The organism is Microbulbifer sp. CNSA002 (assembly GCF_047324085.1).
GTDB lineage: Bacteria > Pseudomonadota > Gammaproteobacteria > Pseudomonadales > Cellvibrionaceae > Microbulbifer.
Genome location: NZ_CP172449.1, coordinates 506,305 through 527,725 on the forward strand (window position 1 = coordinate 506,305; position 21,421 = coordinate 527,725).

The 21,421-nt window shown below is 48.6% G+C and carries 16 protein-coding genes; 3 read left to right on the forward strand and 13 right to left on the reverse strand.

The features are described 5' to 3' along the window. The 5 genes from ACG1BZ_RS02195 to ACG1BZ_RS02215 form a co-directional block, all read right to left on the reverse strand. On the reverse strand, positions 1–1,059 hold the full coding sequence (locus ACG1BZ_RS02195; RefSeq protein WP_413664230.1) for a type 1 glutamine amidotransferase domain-containing protein: 1,059 nt from the start codon (positions 1,057–1,059) through the stop codon (positions 1–3). Between the two features lie 202 nt (positions 1,060–1,261). Beyond that, entirely contained in the window at positions 1,262–2,509 is a 1,248-nt protein-coding gene (locus ACG1BZ_RS02200; protein ID WP_413664231.1) for a sensor histidine kinase, read from the reverse strand. Then, positions 2,493–3,188 carry a response regulator transcription factor gene (locus tag ACG1BZ_RS02205; protein ID WP_413664232.1) on the reverse strand — a complete coding sequence of 232 codons (696 nt, stop codon included), beginning with the start codon at positions 3,186–3,188 and terminating at the stop codon, positions 2,493–2,495. Before ACG1BZ_RS02205 ends, ACG1BZ_RS02200 begins: the two co-directional genes overlap by 17 nt. Before the next feature lie 108 nt (positions 3,189–3,296). Further along, positions 3,297–4,034 (reverse strand): pteridine reductase, encoded by a 738-nt coding sequence (locus ACG1BZ_RS02210; RefSeq protein WP_413664233.1) that lies wholly within the window; start codon positions 4,032–4,034, stop codon positions 3,297–3,299. Then, entirely contained in the window at positions 4,018–5,238 is a 1,221-nt protein-coding gene (locus ACG1BZ_RS02215) for a multifunctional CCA addition/repair protein (RefSeq protein WP_413664234.1), read from the reverse strand. The genes ACG1BZ_RS02210 and ACG1BZ_RS02215 overlap by 17 nt, the downstream gene beginning before the upstream one ends. Positions 5,239–5,770: 532 nt before the next feature. On the opposite strand from ACG1BZ_RS02215, the gene ACG1BZ_RS02220 reads away from it, so the two are divergent. Continuing rightward, positions 5,771–6,343: a helix-turn-helix domain-containing protein gene (locus ACG1BZ_RS02220; protein WP_413664235.1), complete on the forward strand. Its 573-nt coding sequence runs from the start codon at positions 5,771–5,773 to the stop codon at positions 6,341–6,343. A gap of 76 nt (positions 6,344–6,419) precedes the next feature. Here ACG1BZ_RS02220 and ACG1BZ_RS02225 read toward each other — a convergent pair whose 3' ends face one another. The 3 genes from ACG1BZ_RS02225 to ACG1BZ_RS02235 form a co-directional block, all read right to left on the reverse strand. Next, entirely contained in the window at positions 6,420–8,009 is a 1,590-nt protein-coding gene (locus tag ACG1BZ_RS02225) for a SpoVR family protein (protein ID WP_413664236.1), read from the reverse strand. Then, complete coding sequence (locus ACG1BZ_RS02230) at positions 8,009–9,286, reverse strand: YeaH/YhbH family protein (RefSeq protein WP_413664237.1); 1,278 nt, start codon at positions 9,284–9,286, stop codon at positions 8,009–8,011. Before ACG1BZ_RS02230 ends, ACG1BZ_RS02225 begins: the two co-directional genes overlap by 1 nt. 238 nt (positions 9,287–9,524) lie before the next feature. Beyond that, positions 9,525–11,447, reverse strand: a complete 1,923-nt coding sequence (locus ACG1BZ_RS02235; RefSeq protein ID WP_413664238.1) for a PrkA family serine protein kinase — start codon at positions 11,445–11,447, stop codon at positions 9,525–9,527. Between the two features lie 339 nt (positions 11,448–11,786). Here ACG1BZ_RS02235 and galE point away from each other — a divergent pair, with 339 nt between their 5' ends. Together galE and ACG1BZ_RS02245 are read left to right on the forward strand one after the other, a co-directional pair. Continuing rightward, a complete protein-coding gene (gene galE / locus ACG1BZ_RS02240) occupies positions 11,787–12,815 on the forward strand; it encodes a UDP-glucose 4-epimerase GalE (protein ID WP_413664239.1) in 1,029 nt (342 codons plus the stop codon). A gap of 349 nt (positions 12,816–13,164) precedes the next feature. Further along, positions 13,165–14,490, forward strand: coding sequence for a hypothetical protein (locus ACG1BZ_RS02245; RefSeq protein WP_413664240.1), 1,326 nt, complete (start codon positions 13,165–13,167; stop codon positions 14,488–14,490). Between the two features lie 114 nt (positions 14,491–14,604). Here the strand turns inward: ACG1BZ_RS02245 and ACG1BZ_RS02250 are convergent, their stop codons facing one another. The 5 genes from ACG1BZ_RS02250 to ACG1BZ_RS02270 form a co-directional block, all read right to left on the reverse strand. Next, positions 14,605–15,417, reverse strand: a complete 813-nt coding sequence (locus ACG1BZ_RS02250; RefSeq protein WP_413664241.1) for a symmetrical bis(5'-nucleosyl)-tetraphosphatase — start codon at positions 15,415–15,417, stop codon at positions 14,605–14,607. A 27-nt stretch (positions 15,418–15,444) separates the two neighbouring features. Beyond that, positions 15,445–16,245 carry a 16S rRNA (adenine(1518)-N(6)/adenine(1519)-N(6))-dimethyltransferase RsmA gene (gene rsmA / locus ACG1BZ_RS02255; RefSeq protein ID WP_413664242.1) on the reverse strand — a complete coding sequence of 267 codons (801 nt, stop codon included), beginning with the start codon at positions 16,243–16,245 and terminating at the stop codon, positions 15,445–15,447. A gap of 149 nt (positions 16,246–16,394) precedes the next feature. Then, a complete protein-coding gene (gene pdxA / locus ACG1BZ_RS02260; protein WP_413664243.1) occupies positions 16,395–17,378 on the reverse strand; it encodes a 4-hydroxythreonine-4-phosphate dehydrogenase PdxA in 984 nt (327 codons plus the stop codon). 76 nt (positions 17,379–17,454) lie between these two features. Continuing rightward, positions 17,455–18,795 (reverse strand): peptidylprolyl isomerase, encoded by a 1,341-nt coding sequence (locus ACG1BZ_RS02265; protein WP_413665836.1) that lies wholly within the window; start codon positions 18,793–18,795, stop codon positions 17,455–17,457. Further along, complete coding sequence (locus tag ACG1BZ_RS02270; RefSeq protein ID WP_413664244.1) at positions 18,795–21,386, reverse strand: LPS-assembly protein LptD; 2,592 nt, start codon at positions 21,384–21,386, stop codon at positions 18,795–18,797. Before ACG1BZ_RS02270 ends, ACG1BZ_RS02265 begins: the two co-directional genes overlap by 1 nt. Positions 21,387–21,421: the final 35 nt, after the last annotated feature.

The following is a 21,421-nucleotide window of genomic DNA, read 5'->3' on the forward strand; positions in this document are numbered from 1 at the left end:
TCAATCCTGGCTCTTGGACAGCAGTCTGATTATGTCCAGAGCCCTGCCCGGCTCCCAACGCATAACAGAGACAACGCCGTGCATGGCCAGTAGGCGCTGGTCTATTTCCCCTTTCTCCTGCAGCTTGTGTAATTTCTCTGTGGCCTCGGTAAAGCCGCGCTGCTCATAAGTGAGTAGTAATCTGACGGTCTGTTCCGCCGGAGTGACTTGGCGCGGAACAGGGGTATACCCCATCGCGCTTACCATGCTCTCAGCCGCCAGCCAGGTGGACCAGGGGTTTTGCCCGGTAATAAGCTGGCCATCCACGCTGACTTGTTCCAGGTAAGTGGGCCCAGCCTGAAAAAGCGCGCCTTGCTCACGTAAGCGATCCTCAAGCAGGAATGGAAATCGTTGCTCGGCGTCAGGGATAAGAAAAAGCTCCTCTTCGTTAGTAAAAGCACTGATCTGCCGATCGGCGATTAAGGGCTTGCCATTATCCAGGGTGACATTGGCAAGGGCCGCTGGCCCGTGGCATACCGCTCCGATAATTTTGCCGCTGTTATAGATTTCCCGCACCAGGGACTGGATATGGGGATTGTCGGGGAAATCGAACATGGTGCCTTTACCGCCGACAAAAAATACGGCCTGGTAATCCTCTGCTGATACCTGATCGATAGGAATACTGTTGTTGACCTTTTGTTGTGCCTCCGGGTCATTGAGAAAGGCATAGTCGAAAGGCCCCAGATCATCTTTATCGATCACCGCAGGCGGTTTGCCGCCTTTGGGGCTGGCAATATCGACAATAAATCCGTTGGCTGAAAAAATGTAATAGGGGCGTGCCAGTTCAGTTAATTCATAACCAGTTGCCTTGCCACTATCTCCCATCGTTTCAGTACTGGTGACAACAGCTAAGATTTTTCCTCGGCTTTCCCTGGGTAATTGTTGTAAATACGGCAGGTCACTTACTATCGTAGTGGAAAAGTCCTGCTCTTGGGGTGGAATTAGGCCTTTAATCCAAATAATAAAACCAAAAAATACGGACAAAGTCAGTGCCAGGGAAATAACAATTTTCTTCAACATATTAATCTCCAAAATTGCAGTAGCAGACGGAAAATCTTCTAGTGAGTTCGTAGGAGAATAAGGGGTGGAAGGTGAAATTCAGGTGAGATTGCAATTGCTATTTAGGAAGAAAGAAAAAGCTGCGCTCGAGATCATATAAGGTATGGATGCCGATTCACTGTGCATATCGAGCGCATACGGTAAAAATTTGAATCTTAGAACGCTACTGTGTAAAAGATAGAGCGCACTGATAAATATTTTTTTTACACTGGATAGAGATGGTCCAATTTAAGGCTTCACAGATTCTCTTGGCCAGGAAAAGGCCTTGACCAATACCGTCACTGCTTTCCCTTTTTTGGCCGGGTAAGAGGGAGGTTTCTAGATCTAATTGGTTGTCTGTGGCGTTCTCAAAAAAGAGTGTGCCCCCCTTATAGGTAATAATCAATTCAGGGCTGGTAGCGTGCTGTAATGCATTGCTGATCAAGTTGTCGAAGAGCAGACTTACCAGGTGTCGATTGGCCAGGACTCTGACTTTGTGCCCTAACTTTAAATCAACATTAAAATGCTTTTGTACAATTAACTGGTGTTGAACTAAAAGACGTTCCTCTAGTAAAGCGCACAATGGGATATCTTCCGACTGTAGAGACTCAGAGCGGGCGAGGGCTAATAGTGTCTTAACGGTTTTTTCCATACCGGTAACAGTTTCTAATAGCTCATTTTTCTCAGCTAAAGTCATTTCCCGATTTTGACTGAGAGCCAGTGTGCTTTTCAGAATGGTTAGCCCTGTGCGCAACTCATGGCTTGTATCCCGGGTAAACTCAGTTTCCCTGCGCAATGTTAGCTTGAGCTGGTTAAGTGTATCTTGCAACGTACTTGCGAGATAACCGATTTCATCTTGTTCATTGTTATAGGGCAGGGAAATTTGAGAATCGCAGTTTCTCTGCTGCTGAACTGCTTTAGCAAGGGTTACTACAGGAGCGATGGTTTTACGGGAAATACGAAAAGCACAATAGAGGGCTAAGAGTAGGGTCAAGATACAGGCGCTGGCAAAGAGCCAAAGAAGTTTTGAAGATTGTCGGGTAACAGTGAGCAATTCACTGACTTCAGCTACGAGAATGGCGGAATGGTTGTCCGGAAAATGTACTCTGCGTAAATGGAAGTGATGTTCAGTATCACTAAACCACTCAGCCTTTTCTGCATAGCTTGGTAGGGCAGTGCGCAGTTCGGCCGGAATTATTTTGCTTTCAGTGTATAGCGTTAAATAGGGTAGGCGTGGCTCTGGGGTCGTATTAGTCAGTCTTGCCTGCTGTTCGAGGTAGCGGACTTCTCCGGCCAATAAGTTATCGAGTAAATGATCTTCAACTACATAGGCCACCATCATACAAATGGCAAAAAACACCAAGCATAGCAGCAGGGTAAAACTGCCAAAAATAGCGAAGACCTTCCTCTGTAAATTACTGGTTTCGCGCATTGGGAGTTTCCAACTGATAACCGAGATTGGTGATGGTTTTCAACATAGGGGCCTGGAAAGGCTTATCCAGTGTTTGGCGAAGACTATAAATGTGGGATTTTAAGGCGTCTGTTTCTGGGGGTTCATCACCCCAAATATGGTGGATTATTGCCGAGCGGCTTACTGGTGCTGGCGACGCCTGGGCGAGCATAGTGAGAATGCGAAAACCGATAGTTGTCAGGGGCAGAGGTTGTTTATCCCGGTAGGCCGTTTGCTGGCGCTGGTTTATCTGTAAATCACCGACCTTAATTTCTTCACTGGTATGCAGCTGGTGTCTACGTGCCAGGGCGCGGCATCTCAGTATCAGTTCCCTTGGTTCGAAGGGCTTACATAAGTAGTCATCGGCACCGATACCAAATCCGCGTTCTTTATCTGCGAGAGCATCTCGGGCAGTTAACATCAGAATTGGCATGTTAACTGGCGCTTGTGCCTTGATCTTTTCGCAGACCTCTAAGCCGTCCATATCCGGCAGGCCCAGGTCGAGAATAATCAGGTCGAAGATTTGTTCCAGGGCCAGCTGTAAGCCCTGGCGGCCCCGCTGGGCATAATCTATCTGCCAGCCCTCAGCGTGCAGGAATTCGGCAAGCTGGCGGGCGATAGTGGGGTTATCTTCAATCAACAATATCTTCAGTGAGCGCACCGGCAAATCTCTTTTGGCAGAGGAAGTTACAAAACATTCTGACAGAGTGCCGGTGAAATTGAAGTGAAGCCCCGTTGTTGGACTGTTTTAGATGTTGGTTGGACCGCTCTAGATATTGAGGTTGCGGCCGCCGTCAACGGCAATAACCTGACCGTTGATATAGGGGGCATCACAGGCAAGGAAGCGCACGGTCTTGGCGATATCGCTGGGGACACCGGTTCGAGCCAAAGGAATGCGCTGGGTGATTTTTGCTTTCTTGGCTTCGTTAGTTGCCTCTTGCTCCGGCCAAAGAATGGCACCGGGGGCGACTGCATTGACCCGCACCTGGGGCGATAGCTCCAGAGCGAGGCTTTTTGTCAGCATTACCAGTCCAGCCTTGGCGGCGCAGTAAATAGTATGCTTGGGCATCGGGCGCTCGGCGTGAATATCCGCCATATTAACAACGCAACCCTGCTGCTGGCTGAGTGTTTCTTTCAGGGCCTGAGTGAGAAAGAAGGGGGCTTTGAGGTTGCTGCCTACCAGCCGATCCCAGTCCTCCTCGGTCGCCTTTCCCACAGGTGTGGGGTGAAATGCTGAGGCATTGTTGACTAGAACATCAATACCGCCCCAGGCCTCTTGTGCACGCTGGGCCAGATTGGAACAGGCTTCGGCGCTATTCAACTCACTGTGCAGCGCTATGGCTGAGTTGGGGCGAAGTTGGTTCAGCTTGTTTGCCAGGGCCTTGGCAGCATTAGCCGAGTTGCGATAGTGAATAACAACTCTGTGATCTCTATGCAGCTCTTCAGCAATAGCACGGCCCAGGCGTGCGGCGGCACCGGTAATCAACACATTACGCAATGTAGTCATCCTTTACTTTGGCGATTGCCTTGATGCGCTCCCGGTCCAGTGCTTGCCCGAGTTTCGCACCCTGGTAGCCCTGTTTAATCAACTCCTCGGCAGTTACTGCCGCTGCCCCATCTCGAGCGGCACGCAAAAAGTCCACCTGTGGATAATCTCTATTCTCCAGCCCCTCACGACCTCGGGCATCTGCCTCACAGGCGCGAAGAAAGTTTTTAAATCGCTCGGGACGTCGCAAGGCATCCAGACTGCGGATCATTTTCATAATGGTCTGTGGGCGCAATTCGAAGGCTCTGTGGCAATGCAGATGATATTCGCAGACCCCGACAGCTAGTGCAGTCAGCTCCTTTGGGGTACGCCAGCGCTCACAGACGGCCTTTACCAGGGGCACGCCGGCGGCCTCGTGGCCGTGGTGGCTGGGAAGAATTTCCTCGGGAGTCAGTCCTTTGCCCAGGTCGTGTAGCAGAACTGCAAAACGCAAGGGGAGTTCTGCCGGTGCGGCGCGCAGGGCTAGCAGTACGTGTTCTCCAGTGTCCACTTCGGGGTGGTGTTTGGGCGGCTGAGGAACACCAAACAAATTCTCTAACTCTGGTAAAAGTACTGATAGGGCGCCGCAGTCTCGCAGTACCCGAATAAAAATATCGGGGTCTGGCTCGGTAAGTGCCCGGCTTACCTCTTTCCAGACCCTCTCGGCCACCAGATATTCCACTTCACCCGCTTCTACCATCTGGCGCATGAGTATCATGGTCTCAGGGGCAACGCTAAAGCCAAGGTGATGGTAGCGGGCGGCAAAGCGGGCTACTCGCAGTATTCTTAGGGGGTCTTCGGCAAATGCAGGAGAAACATGGCGCAAAAGCCGTGCCTCCAGATCTTTCTGCCCGCCGTAGGGGTCTATTAGCTTGCCGTCGATGTCTTCTGCAATGGCATTAATAGTGAGATCTCGCCGCAGGAGATCCTCTTCCAGAGTGATATTGGCATCGGCGTTAACGGTAAAACCGCCATAGCCGTGGCCGCTCTTTCTTTCGGTGCGAGCGAGCGCGTATTCTTCATCGGTCTCAGGGTGTAGGAATACTGGAAAATCTTTGCCGACTGGGCTGTATCCGAGGTCCTGCATTCTATCTGCATCTGCCCCAACCACTACCCAGTCACGCTCGGTGACTGGGCGATTCAAAAGTCTGTCGCGCACTGCGCCGCCAACAAGGTAGATCTTCAAAGCATTTGCTCCAGAGCTGGAGGGACCAGTGATCTGATAGGTGATTGTACTGCCATAAGTCCATTTGTTCCGGCGTTGTTCCAGGTTTGTCTGCTGGACGGAGGATGAGCGGTAGGAGTGTAAGAAGCTTCGGCAAGATAAAAAAAAGGCCCCGAAAAAACAAGGGGGCCCAGGGTCTTAGGGTATTCGCTTAGCAAACATTTCTTTGCCAACTGTGGGGGCTCTGACTTAACGGCCACGCCACTGGAAAGGATCGCGTGACAAGTCCCAAGTCACGAATCTAGTGTCATTCTAAGAAACCTGTCTTACCTGTCAACTATATCTATTAGTATTTTTTGAGGGGGTTGTTCCGCTGTTCGTTAATAAGTTACATGGACCGAATTTCGGGCTGGGTTTGCAGCATTAAACAGCATAATTTATAGGGGCGGTTCAGCTGGGCAGGATAATTTCACGTGTAACTCTGTGGGGCAGAGGATACCTTCGGGAAGTTGACTGTTCTTCTTTTTAATCGCAGTTGTTGGGGAGAATAAAGATGAGCGAATTACATGTGCTAACCACCGGGGAAGCAGCCAGGTACTGCGGTGTTAACTTCCGAACGGTGATTCGCTGGATTGAGCGTGGCCAGCTCAAGGCATACAAACTTCCAGGGCGTGGTGACCACCGTATCTGTGTTGAGGATTTCGTGGGGTTCCTGCGGGACAACTCAATGCCAGTTCCGAACGACCTGGCAGTTCCCAGTCGAAAAGTGCTTTTGTTAACGACTGATCCTGAGCTGACTTCAGGTGGACGCCAGGCGCTTCAGCAGATGGGGTGTGAAGTAGAAGTAGCCAGTGATAGTTTTTCCGCTGGTATCTTGATGGCGAGTGCCAAGCCGGCGTTGTTAGTGGTTGACACTGGATTGCTTGGGGAGAGTGGGTTTCAGGTGCTGGACTACCTCAGATCCCGCAGTGAATACTCGAACCTGAGCATTCTGGTTGTGCCTTCTGATGACGATGGCGAGAAAGCCCGTTGGCTGGATGCTGGAGCTGATGCTCTTTTAACTCACCGTTCTGAGCACGGTGAACTTTCTGCAAAGGCCAAGCTTTTGTTGGAAGCTGATGCCTAAGTAGCGCGATTCGCTAGTGGGTATTATTTCCCCATTCTGTGCGGGGCTGGTATTTCAACAGCTCCCGCGCTGAAACCTAAATGGGTTTTGGTATTAACATAGACTCTTCTTCACCCTCCGGTCGGTCCCGACCTTGCTCCGGGCAGTGACAACTGGCCGTTATTTGATCCCCGTTCAAGCTGTTCAGGTGAACATCGAAGCCCCATAGCCGGTGAAGATGCCTTAATACCTCTGCTGTATCTTTACCAAGAGGGCGACGGCGGTGTTGTGTGTGGTGCAGGGTCAGTGAACGGTCACCACGGGTATCTACTGAATATACCTGGATGTTTGGTTCCCGATTGCCTAGGTTGTACTGTCCCGCAAGGTTCTCTCTCAACTGGCGATAACCGCTCTCATCGTGAATTGCGCTGACAATGATATCGTTCTCTTTATCGTTGTCGCTGATACAAAATAGTTTCATGTCTCGCATAACCTTGGGAGACAGGAATTGTAAAATAAAACTTTCATCTTTGAAGTCGCGCATGGCGAATTGAAGGGTTTCACGCCAATTGCTTCCAGCAATGTCTGGGAACCAGCGGCGATCCTCTTCAGTGGGGCTTTCACAGATACGCCGTAAGTCAGTAAAAATACTGAAGCCTAGGGTATAAGGATTGATACCGCTGTAGTGAGGGCTGTCAAAAGAGGGTTGGTAGATAACATTGGTGTGGCTTTGTAGAAACTCCATCATAAAGCCTTCAGTCACCCGCCCGCGCTTGTACAGCTCGGTTAAGAGAGTGTAATGCCAGAAGGTAGCCCAGCCCTCATTCATTACTTGGGTTTGCCGCTGTGGATAAAAATATTGGGCCAGTTTACGTACAATACGCACCAGCTCCCGTTGCCAGTTTTCCAGGAGAGGGGCATTTTTCTCAACAAAGTACAGGATATTCTCCTGAGGCTCTTCGGGGAAACGTTTCTCCTTTGTCTCCTCTATACCGTCACCGAGTTTTGGGATGGTCCTCCATAAATCATTGAGCTGTCTCTGGCGGTACTCTTCTCGCTCTTGCTGTTGGCGTTCTTCTTCAATAGCCGAGATTGGGTAAGGGCGTTTATAGCGATCTACACCGTAGTTCATTAGGGCATGACAGGAGTCGAGAATGGCCTCGACTTCATCAAGCCCGTAGCGCTCTTCACAGCGGGAAATATAATTTTTGGCAAAGATCAGATAGTCAATAATACTGCTGGCATCTGTCCAGGAGCGAAATAGGTAATTCCCTTTAAAGAAAGAATTGTGCCCATAGGAGGCGTGAGCAATCACCAAAGCCTGCATTGTCATGGTATTTTCTTCCATGAGGTAAGCGATGCAGGGATTAGAATTAATGACTATTTCATAAGCCAGCCCCATCAATCCGCGCTGGTAATTATTTTCCACGCTGATAAATTGTTTGCCAAAAGACCAGTGGTGATAACCCACTGGCATTCCTACCGAGGAGTAGGCATCCATCATCTGCTCTGAGCAGATAACTTCAATCTGATTTGGGTAGGTATCTAACCCAAACTCTTCTGCCAGTGCGCCGATGGCGCGATCATATTCCTGAATTAATTCAAAAGTCCATTCTGAGCTTGTTGATATGGGCTGAGGCGACTCAGATTCAGATGCTTCAGCACCACTGGCAAATTTGTCGAGCATCAGGCAGTCACCTTTTGGCGGAACAGTTGTCGGAACACCGGATAAATATCCTGTACATCGACAATCTGCTCCATAGCAAAGTGATCGGGGAATAAAGTGCGGACACTTTCATACTCTTCCCACAGGGCCTGGTGATCTCTGGGAGTAATTTCCACATAAGAGTAATACTGCACATGGGGCATAATATCGTCGATAAGGATTCGGTGGCAGGTACTGGAGTCGTCGTTCCAGTTATCACCATCTGAGGCCTGGGCTCCATAGATATTCCATTCGCTGGCGGGGTAGCGATCTCTTATAATACGTCGCATTAATTTGAGCGCGCTTGAGACAATGGTGCCGCCAGTTTCCCGTGAATAGAAAAACTCCTCTTCATCAACTTCTTTGGCGCTAGTGTGGTGTCGAATAAAAACGACTTCTGTATATTCATAACTGCGCTGTAGGAACAAATATAAAAGTAAGAAGAAGCGTTTGGCCATATCCTTTGTGGCTTGGTTCATCGAGCCGGATACATCCATCAGGCAAAACATCACCGCCCTAGATCGAGGTTTTGGTTGTCGAATCAGCAGGTTATATTTCAGGTCGAAATCATCGAGGAAAGGGACTCGATTGATACGGCTGCGAAGTTCGGCGATTTGGTTTTTAAGAGCCTCAATTTTGCGCTGGTCTCGCAGAGCAGTATCTTTGTTTTCTTCTTGGGATAGGTCTTCCTCTAAATTGCGCAGGTTTCTTCGCTTATTACTGGTCAAGGCTATGCGTCTTGCATGGGCAGCCCTGAGTGAGCGGATCACATTGAGACGACCTGGAGTTCCTTCATTACTAATTCCGGCACGTACTATTTGAAAAGACTCGTTGCCGGCCAGGCGTTGCTTGATCATATTGGGCAGCTGGAGCCCCTCAAACATAAAGTCCAGAAACTCTTCTTGTGATATCTGGAAGACAAATTCATCAACCCCTTCCCCGCTATCACTGGCACCACCACCATTTCCATCACCGCCTCGCTGACCTTGACGAGGGATACGATCACCAGCAGTAAACTGCTTGTTTCCGGGTAAAACTCGCTCTACGTGCCCACCGCTACCGTGAGAAAATAAGGGTTCGCTGATATCCCGAGTAGGGATACTGATTTGCTCTCCCTTATCCATGTCCATAATAGAGCGGCTATTCATGGCGTCGCCGACAGCTTTCTTAATGTGAGCCTTATAGCGCCTTAAGAATCGCTGCCGATTAACGGTACTCTTTTTCTTTCCATTCAAGCGGCGGTCGATGATATAGCTCATATTTCTGCCTTTGTTCTGAATAAAGCTCACAGGCATTCATCGCCATAAATCTATTCAGAATATTTCCTGCTGAATCCACCAAACACAATTATTGGTATCTTCACTATAGCGAGCCATTGAGGGTCCCGATGAGATGCGGTGAAATCACTCAAGTGCTCACTAAAAGTTAATGATCTAATCAGTATCCGGGTTTGGCTTCCTCGTGTTTTTCCAGTGACCTTAATGGAGGAAAACCTTACTATTGAGATTTTCTCACGCGTAGATACCATTCGGATAACAGTCTAACCTGCTTCTCGGTATAGCCGCGTTCAACCATACGCGCAACGAAGTCTGCATGCTTGCGTTTATCATCTGCTGACGCCTTGGTATTAAAGGATATAACTGGCAGAAGATCTTCCGTATTGGAGAACATTTTTTTCTCGATAACGGCACGTAATTTTTCGTAAGATCTCCAGTCGGGGTTTTTTCCTTGATTGTTAGCCCTGGCGCGGAGTACAAAATTGACTATTTCATTGCGGAAATCTTTCGGATTGGAAATTCCTGCAGGTTTTTCTGTCTTTTCAAGCTCTTCATTAAGGGCGCCGCGATCCAGTATTTCACCGGTTTCTGGGTCGCGATACTCCTGGTCCTGTATCCAAAAGTCGGCGTAAGTGACATAGCGATCAAACAAGTTTTGGCCGTATTCAGCGTAGGATTCCAGGTAAGCTGTCTGAATTTCCTTGCCGATAAATTCTACGTATCTTGGAGCTAAATATTCTTTGATAAACCCAAGGTAAGTCTCTTGCACTTCCGGTGGAAATTGCTCCTGCTCTATTTGCTGTTCCAGAACATAGAGCAGGTGGACTGGGTTTGCCGCCACCTCAGTAGCATCGAAATTGAAAACTTTTGAGAGGATCTTAAAGGAGAAACGGGTGGATAGTCCGTTCATGCCTTCATCTACCCCTGCATTATCTCTGTATTCCTGAATGGTTTTTGCTTTGGGGTCGGTATCCTTCAGGTTTTCACCGTCATAGATACGCATCTTTGAATAAAGGCTGGAGTTCTCAGGGTTTTTAACTCTCGACAATACAGAGAATTGCGCCAACATCCGCAGGGTGTCTGGTGCACAGGGCGCTTTTGACAAGGAGCTATTTTCTAGCAGTTTCTGATAGATTCGTATTTCTTCCTGCACTCTTACACAGTAGGGCACCTTGACGATATAAATACGATCCAGGAAAGCCTCATTGTTGCGATTATTGCGGAAGGATTGCCATTCCGATTCATTGGAATGAGCGAGGATTGTACCGTTGAACGGAATTGACCCCAATCCCTCTGTACTGTTGTAATTTCCTTCTTGTGTTGCAGTTAGTAGGGGGTGAAGCACCTTGATAGGCGCTTTGAACATCTCGACAAACTCCATCAGTCCCTGGTTGGCCCTACATAAACTACCAGAAAAGCTATAGGCATCAGGGTCATTCTGGGGGAAATCCTCAAGCTTACGAATGTCGATCTTGCCAACCAGTGATGAAATATCCTGGTTATTTTCATCACCGGGCTCTGTTTTTGAGATGGCAACTTGATCGAGAATAGAAGGACGAATTTTTACGACACGGAATTTACTGATGTCCCCTTTAAATTCATGCAATCGCTTAACAGACCAGGGAGACATAATAGTGTTGACGTATCGACGTGCAATGCCGTAGTCCTCTTCAAGGATGCGGCCATCCTCAGTAGGAGAGAAAAGGCTCAAGGGAGATTCAAATACTGGAGATCCCTTAATTGCATAGATGGGCACCTGCTCCATCAAGGCTTTTAGCCGCTCTGCAAGGGATGACTTTCCGCCACCAACAGGACCTAGCAAGTACAGGATTTGCTTCTTCTCTTCCAGACCCTGTGCGGCATGTCGGAAGAAAGAGACAATTTGCTCTATGGCTTCCTCCATACCATAGAATTCACTGAAGGCCTTGTATCGCTTAATAACCTTATTACAAAAAATACGTGACAGGCGCGGGTCCCGTGAGGTGTCTACCAGTTCGGCCTCGCCAATGGCCATCAGCATCCTCTCAGCTGGTGACGCATAGGCACTGCGGTCTGTCTTACACAGCTCCAGGTATTCCTGAATACTGAGTTCCTCGTCCTGGATAGATTCGTATCTTTCCAAGTAGTGATTGAAAATTGTCATGGTGTCTACCTCCCTGTAGCCTACTGGAATTAGCTCAGTTTCCTGCTTTGGTTAGGATGTCGTACGCCCTTGGCTTCTCTTGCCCAAATGGGACGAGCGATGTATGAGCTGTAAAGTCCAGATCGTGTTTGGGATACGCTTGGCGTGAAGCACTATCGTTATTGCCGTTGTGAACCTTGTTCTTTGCTGGAGTAAGTGTTGAATGCTCTCCAGCTTTTCCAGCATAGCTTTCCCTTTGAATGAGACAGTGGAATGTCACTTATATAGGTTGAATTGGGCGGCTGTTTTACGCTTTACTACAGCCCATATTGGGTATTAGAGAAATATTGAGGAACATAAATGGCGATTTTGGTGACTGGAGGTGCCGGATATATTGGCAGTCATACCTGTATCGAGTTGCTTGCTGCCGGCTTTGAGCCTGTAGTTGTGGATAACCTATCGAATAGCAGTGAGGAAGCCCTACGGAGGGTCGAGTTAATTGCTGGCAAAAATATCCCTTTTCACCATCTGGATATTAGTGATAAGGAAGGTTTACGCAAAGTATTCTCTGATCATAAGATTGACGCCGTAATTCACTTCGCGGGGTTGAAAGCAGTTGGTGAATCTGTTGCGCAGCCTCTGCGCTATTACCAGAATAATGTAGCTGGGACCTTAACTTTATGTGAGGTGATGGAGGAGTTTGGAGTTCACCGCCTGATCTTCAGTTCGTCGGCAACGGTCTATGGTGATCCTGAAACAGTACCAATTAAAGAAGATTTTCCTACTGGCGCAACCAACCCCTATGGCTCAAGTAAGTTGATTGTGGAAAACATGTTGCGAGATCTTTGTGCTGCGCCGAACAGCCAGTGGAAAGTGAGCTTGTTGCGTTATTTCAATCCGATTGGGGCCCATGAAAGTGGGACTATTGGTGAAGATCCCAGTGGTACCCCCAATAACTTACTACCCTATGTTTCCCAAGTGGCAGTAGGTAGATTGGAGCAGCTACAGGTTTTTGGTGGTGATTATGATACCGTCGATGGTACTGGGGTTCGAGATTATATACATGTAGTTGATCTGGCTCGCGGACACTTGGCGGCGCTAAACTTAATATGTAAAGAAGAAATTTCTGAGGGTTGTTATACCCATAATCTGGGGACGGGACAGGGCAGTTCTGTTTTACAAGTCGTTCGTGCTTTCGAGAGTGTCAGCGGGAAGGAAATTCCCTATAACATTGCTCCGCGGAGACCCGGAGATATTGCAGAGTGTTACGCAGATCCAGAGCTGGCTGAAACAGAGCTGGGGTGGAAAGCTGAGTATGATTTAGTGCGTATGGTGAAAGATACCTGGCGTTGGCAGTATAAAAATCCTAAAGGGTACAGTGCAGATTAGGCAAAATTAAGTTAAGGAAATTTGATCCTATTTTTGCCTCACAGAGGATTAGGTTTTTCTATCAACCTGATAATGCTCATTGCTTGCGCAGCTCCATGCGGATATTGCAGGCAATGAGTTTCTTTCATGTTCTAAATAAAATTATATCAACAGTGCCTGCGTTAAGGGGTCATTAAGCTACTGATAGATACAATCCTGTTGATTGACTTGAACGTTTCTGATTAACGAAGAATAAGAATTATTTGTCTGTCTGGTTGTATGTATAACTCTGTATTGATAGTTATCAATATATGGAAGCATTTATTACTTCAATTTTTATTTATTTTTCTCAATCTAAAAGGAGTTAAGATTGAAATATATTCAGTTTTTACTGTTAGTTTTAACTGGTTTTTCAGCTTTAGCTGAAGATATATCTGGGGTGGATATCGCGATTGAGAAGCAGGGCGATAAGCTCTGGAAGCTTACTTATCAAATGGATAGGCCGGCAAGCCGGATTAGCTTTGTACGTAACCCGGATGCCTCTCGTATAAAACGCTGGAAGTCTGTGTCACCAGAATTTGAATTGGTTTCTATGGATGGTGAAGAGTTTCTGGTTAGAAAAGATAGAAGTTCATTCGAACACATTGAAATTTATTTGACGCCTAGCTATATATCTCTTCCCAAAGACTATGCACCTTTCTCTCCCTATTCAGATGGTGGAAGCCTGATATACACAGGCCGCTTTTTTGCTTGTATTGACAACTGTGATGATAAAGTAAAAGCCTGGCGAATAACTATGCAAGTTCCCCCAGGTGAGCATATGATCATTAACGGGAAGATAAATGTTGGGACCGCCAGCTGGATTGATCGTGATAATGGAATGAATGTCTATGTTGGAACTCAAGAACCTATAAATACAGCTAGTGTTGTAGCTGTTATTGATAACGGTTTGCCAGAAAAATTGAGATTGTCTTTAGAATCAGATATTCCCAGGTTAATGAGTTATTTTGAGCAAAGGCTTGGGGCACTAAGTGGAACAAAGCCTGCTTTGTATGCATCCTATGCGAATGTCGATGATAACTCTTGGCAGGGGGGGACCTTACCACATCAGGTTTTTATGCATTGGAATATGAATGAACTTGATGGGAAATTTTCCGACCCTAACTTTATTAATGAAACCATTTGGTTTTTTGCTCATGAGGTCGCACATTTATACCAGCAGGGTAGCGAAACAGGATTGTATGGTGATGCAAATGAATCGTGGTTACATGAGGGGAATGCGGATTGGTTAGCCGCGCTGGCTTTATTAGATTTGTATCCCGAGTCATCAAAATATGTCTCTAATAAAATTAAGGCTTTTAAGGAAAGTTGCACAAAAGGTGTAAAAGAGATTCCTTTGGTTGAGGCTGCTAACAGGGGCAGGTTTGATCTGTATTATAGCTGTGGTCTGCTCATACATCGAGCAATTGACCTGTTTCTGCAAGGTGAAAATACTGATCCGTCAAATATTTTTTCAATGTGGAGCAGTTTTCGTCAAGAGGTCGAGGGCGGCGGAGAAAAAGGCGCTGATACTTTCTTGGTGCTTCTCAGCCAGAGGGAAGGAGCAGCGGAACTTGTTAACTCTATTGAGCTTTTACTTGATGGGAAACCGTCGAGTGTAGGAGTTGCTTTGGATCAATTAACTTATGGCTTATAAGGTTATTCAAGCTAGGTAAACTGACAGTTACACTCCCAGGTGATAACTGTCAGTTTATTTTTTTAGATTCGGTCGGTTTAAATTCTTCTTTTAGGCTTCAGGGCGAAGTGATTTTTATAAGCTACAGTCTGTACAAAAAAATTCTTCATCACTTAATCGCATTGCAGTCAGGTATCCTCCCCAAACGCAACCTGTGTCTAGGGCATAGATATTCTCAGTATCTGCACGGCCTTCCAGGGCAGCCCAATGCCCAAAAATAATCTTGTCATTTCTGGTTTTTCGATTGGGAAAGCTAAACCATGGCTGGTATTCACCGTGAGAGGCCTGGACCCCCTTTTTATTGATTAGATCCAGCGTGCCATCAGCCTTACAAAATCGCATTCTTGTGAAGTAATTGGTAATGGACCGCAGGCGTTCGATGCCGATCAAATGATCATCCCAACAGTGTGGCTCATTACCGTACATGCCATAAAAAAATGCCTTTGCCATAGCTTCGTCGGCGAGGGCCTTATGCACTTCAGTGGCGAGCTTTTGCGCTTTAGTAACGCTCCAAATGGGGGGGATACCCGCATGCACCATGGTGTACCCCTTCTTATGTACTAGAAGGGGTAGGCTTTGTAGCCACTCCAGTAACTTATCAGAATCTTTTGCTTTTAAAACCTTGGCAAGGTCGTGCTCTTTTTCAGACAGAGATTTAGCGCCATGGGCGATCGCCAGTAAGTGGAGATCATGGTTGCCCAACACTGCTGTAACCTGCTGGCGGTGCTCATAGAGATAGCGAAGGGTGCTCAGGCTATCCTCACCCCGGTGAACCAAGTCTCCGGCAAGCCAGAGTTTGTCACGGTCAGCACTAAAATTGATTTTCTTGAGAAGGCTTTGAAAAGCTGCAAAGCATCCTTGAATATCTCCGATGGCGTAAGTTGCCAAGGTTCCCCCCAATAATGTGAAAAATAATTATTGTTGTTGCAAGTTTGTACAGTAGTCGGCCAGCTTAACAAAGTCCTCGACGCTTAAGGTTTCTGCTCTGCGGCCGGCATCAATGGGTAGCAGCTCGGGGTCGAGATCCGGGAATAGGGGTTTTAAAGCATTGCGCAGGGTCTTACGGCGCTGCTGGAAGGCTATATTGACGATTCTTTCCAATAATCCTTCATCTCTTGCGGTAAATGGCAGAGTGCTGTGGGGAACCAATCTCACGATGGCAGAATCCACTTTGGGGGCGGGCCGGAAGGACTGCGGAGGGACAGGGAATAGGCCCTGTACGCGACAGTAATATTGAACCATCACGCTAAGTCGCCCATAAGATTTAGTCGAAGGCGTAGCGCTGAGCCGATCTACCACCTCTTTCTGAAGCATAAAATGCATATCCTGGACTTGCCCGCGAAAACTGAGCAGATGGAACAGTAATGGTGTGGATATGTTATATGGAAGGTTACCGACAATGCGTAGCTGCTTATCTCCAGCAAAGGTGCCAAAGTCAAATTTTAATGCGTCCTTTTCAATGATGCTAAATTCCGGGTATTCCCTGAATTTAAATTCCAGCATCGGAATCAGGTCGCGATCCAGTTCGACAGCGGTTAGAGATGGGCACCGTTTTAGTAGTAATTCTGTAATTGCCCCTTGGCCCGGGCCAATTTCCACTAGCGTATCTGACTCTTTAGGGCCTACCGCACGAACAATGCGCTCGATAATATTTTCATCGACGAGAAAGTTTTGTCCAAAGCGTTTGCGGGCTTTGTGTTGAAAGAAGTTATCCATTGATATATCTGTAACCTGGATGATTAATTTTGCGGTTAAGCCTTGGGGTGCTAGTGAGCATTTCAGTTGGATACCCTTTAGGGCCTTTCACTGCGCTCACGTGGTGAGGGCATGGTTTACACTTTCTTCAAGCAAGTTTTAGGCACTGGTTAGGAACTGCGCAATTTAGCTATCGCCACAGCCTGAGACAGTGCGGCTTTGAGGCTGCCGCAGTCTGCAATGCCTGTGCCCGCGATATTGAGAGCTGTGCCGTGGTCTACTGAAGTGCGGATAAAGGGTAGCCCCAAAGTGATATTGACGGCGTGGCCAAAACCCTTGAATTTTAACACTGGAAGCCCCTGATCGTGATACATAGCTAAAACGGCGTCACATTCCGACAAATGCGGCGGGGTAAAAAGAGTGTCTGCGGGAAGTGGACCTTTCAGTGATATACCTTGGTGGCGCAAGTGTTCGAGTGTGGGTTCAATTATTTCTATTTCCTCATGGCCTAAGTGTCCCCCCTCTCCAGCATGGGGGTTGAGGCCGCAAACGCTAATACGAGGATTGGAGATGCAGAAATGTTCCCGCAAACTGGCGTCGAGGATGGTAATAATCTGCTCTAGAAGCGGGGGGGTGATAGCAGCGCTCACCTCTTTGAGGGGCAGGTGAGTTGTCACTAGAGCAACTCGAAGGTCCTCTGCTGCTAGCATCATAACGACACGCTCAACACCGGCTTTTTCAGCAAAGAACTCTGTATGGCCGCTAAATGGAGTACCGGCATCATTGATAATGCCTTTGTGTACGGGCCCTGTAACCACGGCATCAAACTGGCCGGCCAGGCACCCCTCTGCCGCAACTGTAAGAGTTTCCAATACATAGGGTGCATTGACTGCATTCAGCAAGCCGGGTTTAGCAGGCTCGGCTATGGAGACCGGTAGTATGTAGAGAGCACCGGCAGGTGTCCCCTCTGTGCCTGCTGTGGACAGAGGAAGGAGCTGAAGAGGCAACCCCAATGCCGCAGCGGTCTCTGTCAGTAGCAGGGGATCAGCAATTGCGACAATCTGTGCTGGAGAACTCTCTTGTGCAATCTTCACAGCCAGCTCAGGGCCAATACCTGCAGGTTCTCCGGGGGTGAAGGCAATTTTAGGAGCCATTGCTATATAACTTTCCTGTAGCTACAAAAAAAAACCGGGCACAGGGCCCGGTCTTTCCCGCTGAAAAAGCGGCTTACTATTGGTTTCCTGAGTCCTCGGTGGTCTCAGAGTCCGGCAATTTGATCTCAACGTATGCCTGGTCGCGAATCTCGCGGCGCCAGTTTTGCAGTTCTTCTTCATAGCGGCGGTTGCGCAGCAAATTGGCTGCCTGATTGCGGATATATTTGTCGGTCATATCCTGTTTGCGCCGATCTTCAACCTGCAGGATATGCCAGCCGAACTGGCTGCGGAAAGGCAGGCTAATGCTGCCAATCTCAGTTGCATCCATAGCCTGGGTAAACTCTGGCACAAACTGTCCGGGCATAGACCAGCCAAGATCGCCACCGGATAGCATAGAACCTATATCCTCTGAGTTCTCGCGCGCGAGCTCGCTAAAGTTATCGCTGGCCATGGCCTCTTCACGCAGCTCAATCAGCTTATTATAAGCTTGGTCATCGGTAAGAATAGCGGATGGCTTAAGCAGGATATGGCGAACTTTTGTCTGTTCTACCAACTGCTCACTAGCACCTTTCTGTGCATGAATCTTTAACAGGTGAAAGCCTGCATCACTGCGGAAAGGCTCGGTAACATCGCCGGCTTTTAAGTCGGTGAGGGCATCGGCAAAAAGAGTTGGAAGCTCGACGGTCTTGCGCCAACCCAGGTCACCACCGGAGAGGGCATTCTGGCCGGCAGAGTTAGCGATTGCCAGGCGGCGGAAGTCAGCGCCTTCTTTGGCCTGTTTAGCTAGGTCTTCAGCCTTCTCCCGTGCCTGGGTAACTTCGCTGCTGGGAGCGCTGGAACTTACGGGGATCAGGATATGACCCAGCTCAAATTGAGGGGACTTCCAAAACTCCCCCTCTTTGGAGCGCAGAAAGTTATCGATATCCTGGTCGGTAATCTGGATCCGACGGTTAACGCTGCCTTGCTCGACGCGGCGAATCATCAGTTCCTGGCGAATTTGCTGACGAAAGCTCTTCATGCTCATACCGTCAGCGAGCAGGCGCTGGCGGAAAGTTTCGGGGCTGACTCCTGCATTTTGCTGGACGCGGGCGATAGCTTGGTCTAGTTCAGATTCAGAGACGGTGACACCTGCGCGAGAGGCCATTTGCAGTTGCAAACGCTCGATAATCAGTTGTTCGAGGACCTGACGGCGCAAAACGTCCACGGGAGGGGCCTGCACCTGTTGTGCTTGGATTTGGCTTGCAATGGTATTCATACGCTGGTTCAGTTCACTGGCCATCACGACATCGTCGTCAACAACAGCAACTACCCGGTCAAGGTTTCTGACTTGTGCGGTGGCAGTGGCGGCGATCAGAGCGCCAGCCGCCAGTACGGGGGCCAGGCCTAGTTTCGGTACGAACTTCTTAATTATTCTCATCACTGTTTCAGCTCTTCTCTCTGATCAAAGTTGGCAATCCCCTGGGTCAGCATTTCTGTCACGGTTGAACCAAAGCCTGCTAATCCTTTGAGTTCGACTTCAAGATAGATACCTTCGTCGTACTCAAGGTCTTCAGCATTTACAACCCCTGCCAGATAGTTGTCCAGTGTGCGTCTCCACACCAATCGAGTACGGTAGCAGCAGTCGTCATATTCGATACCTGCAAGGTATTCCAGTTCCCGATTTAAAGTAAGATCATAGCTCGCCCGTGCCATGATTGAGGTGTGGGTACTAATTGGGAGAACGGTTGAGGCGTTCAGCTGGCTTACGGTCTCATCCTCATCTTCGTTCTCATCCTCTTCATCCGCCGTGTCTGGGCGCTCGTAGTAATAGCTTAAGTTAAAGATGCGGAAATCTTCATCAAAGTAACGCAGGCTCAGGTTGCCTCGGTTGATATTGTGCTCACTATCCTCGTAGACCAGCTCAGTACCCAAGCGTAGAGACTGGAAAGGGCGAGTCTCAATCCGTGCGGCCAGTTCAGAGCGGGGAGTGTCTTCGATATACTCGAAGCGACCGAGTTGCCGGTCGCTGGAATAATAAGCTTGTCCCACGCTGGCGGAGAAAAGGTCGCGGCCACTGACAGGGTCGATGTAGCGAGTGGTAAGCCCCAAGGCGAGTCGATCGGCATCGTCTATTCTGTCATTACCTGCAAATCGACTGTCGCGGAACAACTGGTCATAACTGAAAGTATATAGCGATGTATCGTAAATTAGGTTGTTGCTTTTTTTGTCTATATCTACAGCATCATCACTGATGTTAAAGAAGTCACTTTGATCGGCGTTACTGCTAATCAGGGTGAATAGACGTGGTTCCAAAGTCTGGGTGAAATTGCGGTTGAAGATATAACTGTCCCGCTCAAAATAAAGGCCTGTATCCAGGGTAAATTGGGCAGCACTAGCGTCTGGCGTATCGTCGGCATCTTCGGGTAGAAACTGATCGCTGACACTATACCCGAGATAGCGGCCTGCTATCCCGGGTTTAAAATATCCCCAAAGCCACTCTTTATCCCAGTAGAATTCATAGTCGAGGCGCAGACGATCTGCAGTAATAAAGTTTCTTGTCTCACTCGTGACACTATCGGGATCATCGGTATCTTCAATGAAGCGAATCGTTTGCGTGTCGCTGTGATCCCAACTGGTGACTTCATTCTGCATAGTCAGTAGCCAATCATCCCAACGGTAATCACCATCCACATCAAAGCGGGGATACTGGGCAAATCTATCGAACTTATCGTTTTCTAGTACCTGATAGTCCTGAGTACGCAGTGTTGCCTGCCAGTGCTCGCTACGCAGAAGTCCTTGGAATTTCTGGCTGACTTGAGTTTCCGCGTTGATATCTAGGCTGGCGGGACTTAGGTCGCGAAAGTAGTCCGGGTCACTAACCTTGGTGTAGTCGATGTCAGTGCGCCAGATACTGCCGCTGTATCCGCCTTGCTGCTCCATACTGACTAACCAACGATCTTCCCCTTTGTTTGGTAAAACTAGGTCTTCTGGAAAGCCCTCATCAATCAGCTCCTGAGCAAGGTCAATATTGCCTCCATCGTCGTCGGGCAAATCAGCTAGACGGATTTCAGTACTAAACATTTCTGCCAGGTGTCTGAACTCAACCTCTAACCCGGCTCCGCGATATTGGATGTAACGCGGGGAAATGGTGGCGTCCATCTGCGGGGCAATATTCCAGTAGTAGGGAATGGCGAGGTCCCAGCCATTCTTATCGCTGTTGCTGAGTGTGGGAAACAGAAAGCCGGACATGCGTGCATCGCCCACAGGAAAGCGGAAATACGGCAGGTATAAGACAGGTACGTCCAGAATCTTCAGTCGCACATCCCGTGCAGTACCCTGGCTTTCTACTTCATCGATATTGATCTCGCGGCCCGTGAGTTGCCAGAACTCACGACCGGGCTCACAGCGGGTATATGTCCCTTCGGTCAGGGTTAACTCACCACTGGTTTGACGCGCCACCAGTTCCGCTCCGCCATGGATAAAAGCATCGTGCACCACATAGGTGGCATCCTCAACAGAAGCCGCTTCGCTTTCGGTGTGAACTTCGGCGGAAGAACCACGGATCAGCAAACCGGGCTCCCGAAGCTCAATGGCGCCATCTAAAGTGGCTATATTTTCCGGGCGATTCAGTTTGACCTGGTCGGCGAAGAGTTGCCGGTAACCCTGGGTAATATGCACATTCCCGCTCAGCTCGGCTGAACCATCTTCCAGCCACTGGGATTTTTCAGCAGTGGCTCTCAGTGGGGCCTCCCCTGGGGGCAGGTCAGAACCGGGATAGTTGCGCGGAGGCGCCACAAAGGCGCCAGAGCACACCGCCGGTAGATTGGCTAGCTCCTCTGGGGTTAGCTCAGAGCGGGGCAACCAGTCCAAGTACAAATAGGGGTTGTAGTCGGGATCAGGATACGGTTCGCCCTGATTGGCTTGCGCCCACAGAGGCTGAGCAGCGATCAGGCCGAGAGCGATGGAGCGGGCTTGGGAGTTTTTAGCAATCGCCAGAGCGAGGCGACGCCACCGGGAGACTTCAAGCATCAAACGATATGTTCCAGCTATCTTTTAGTGTTTCT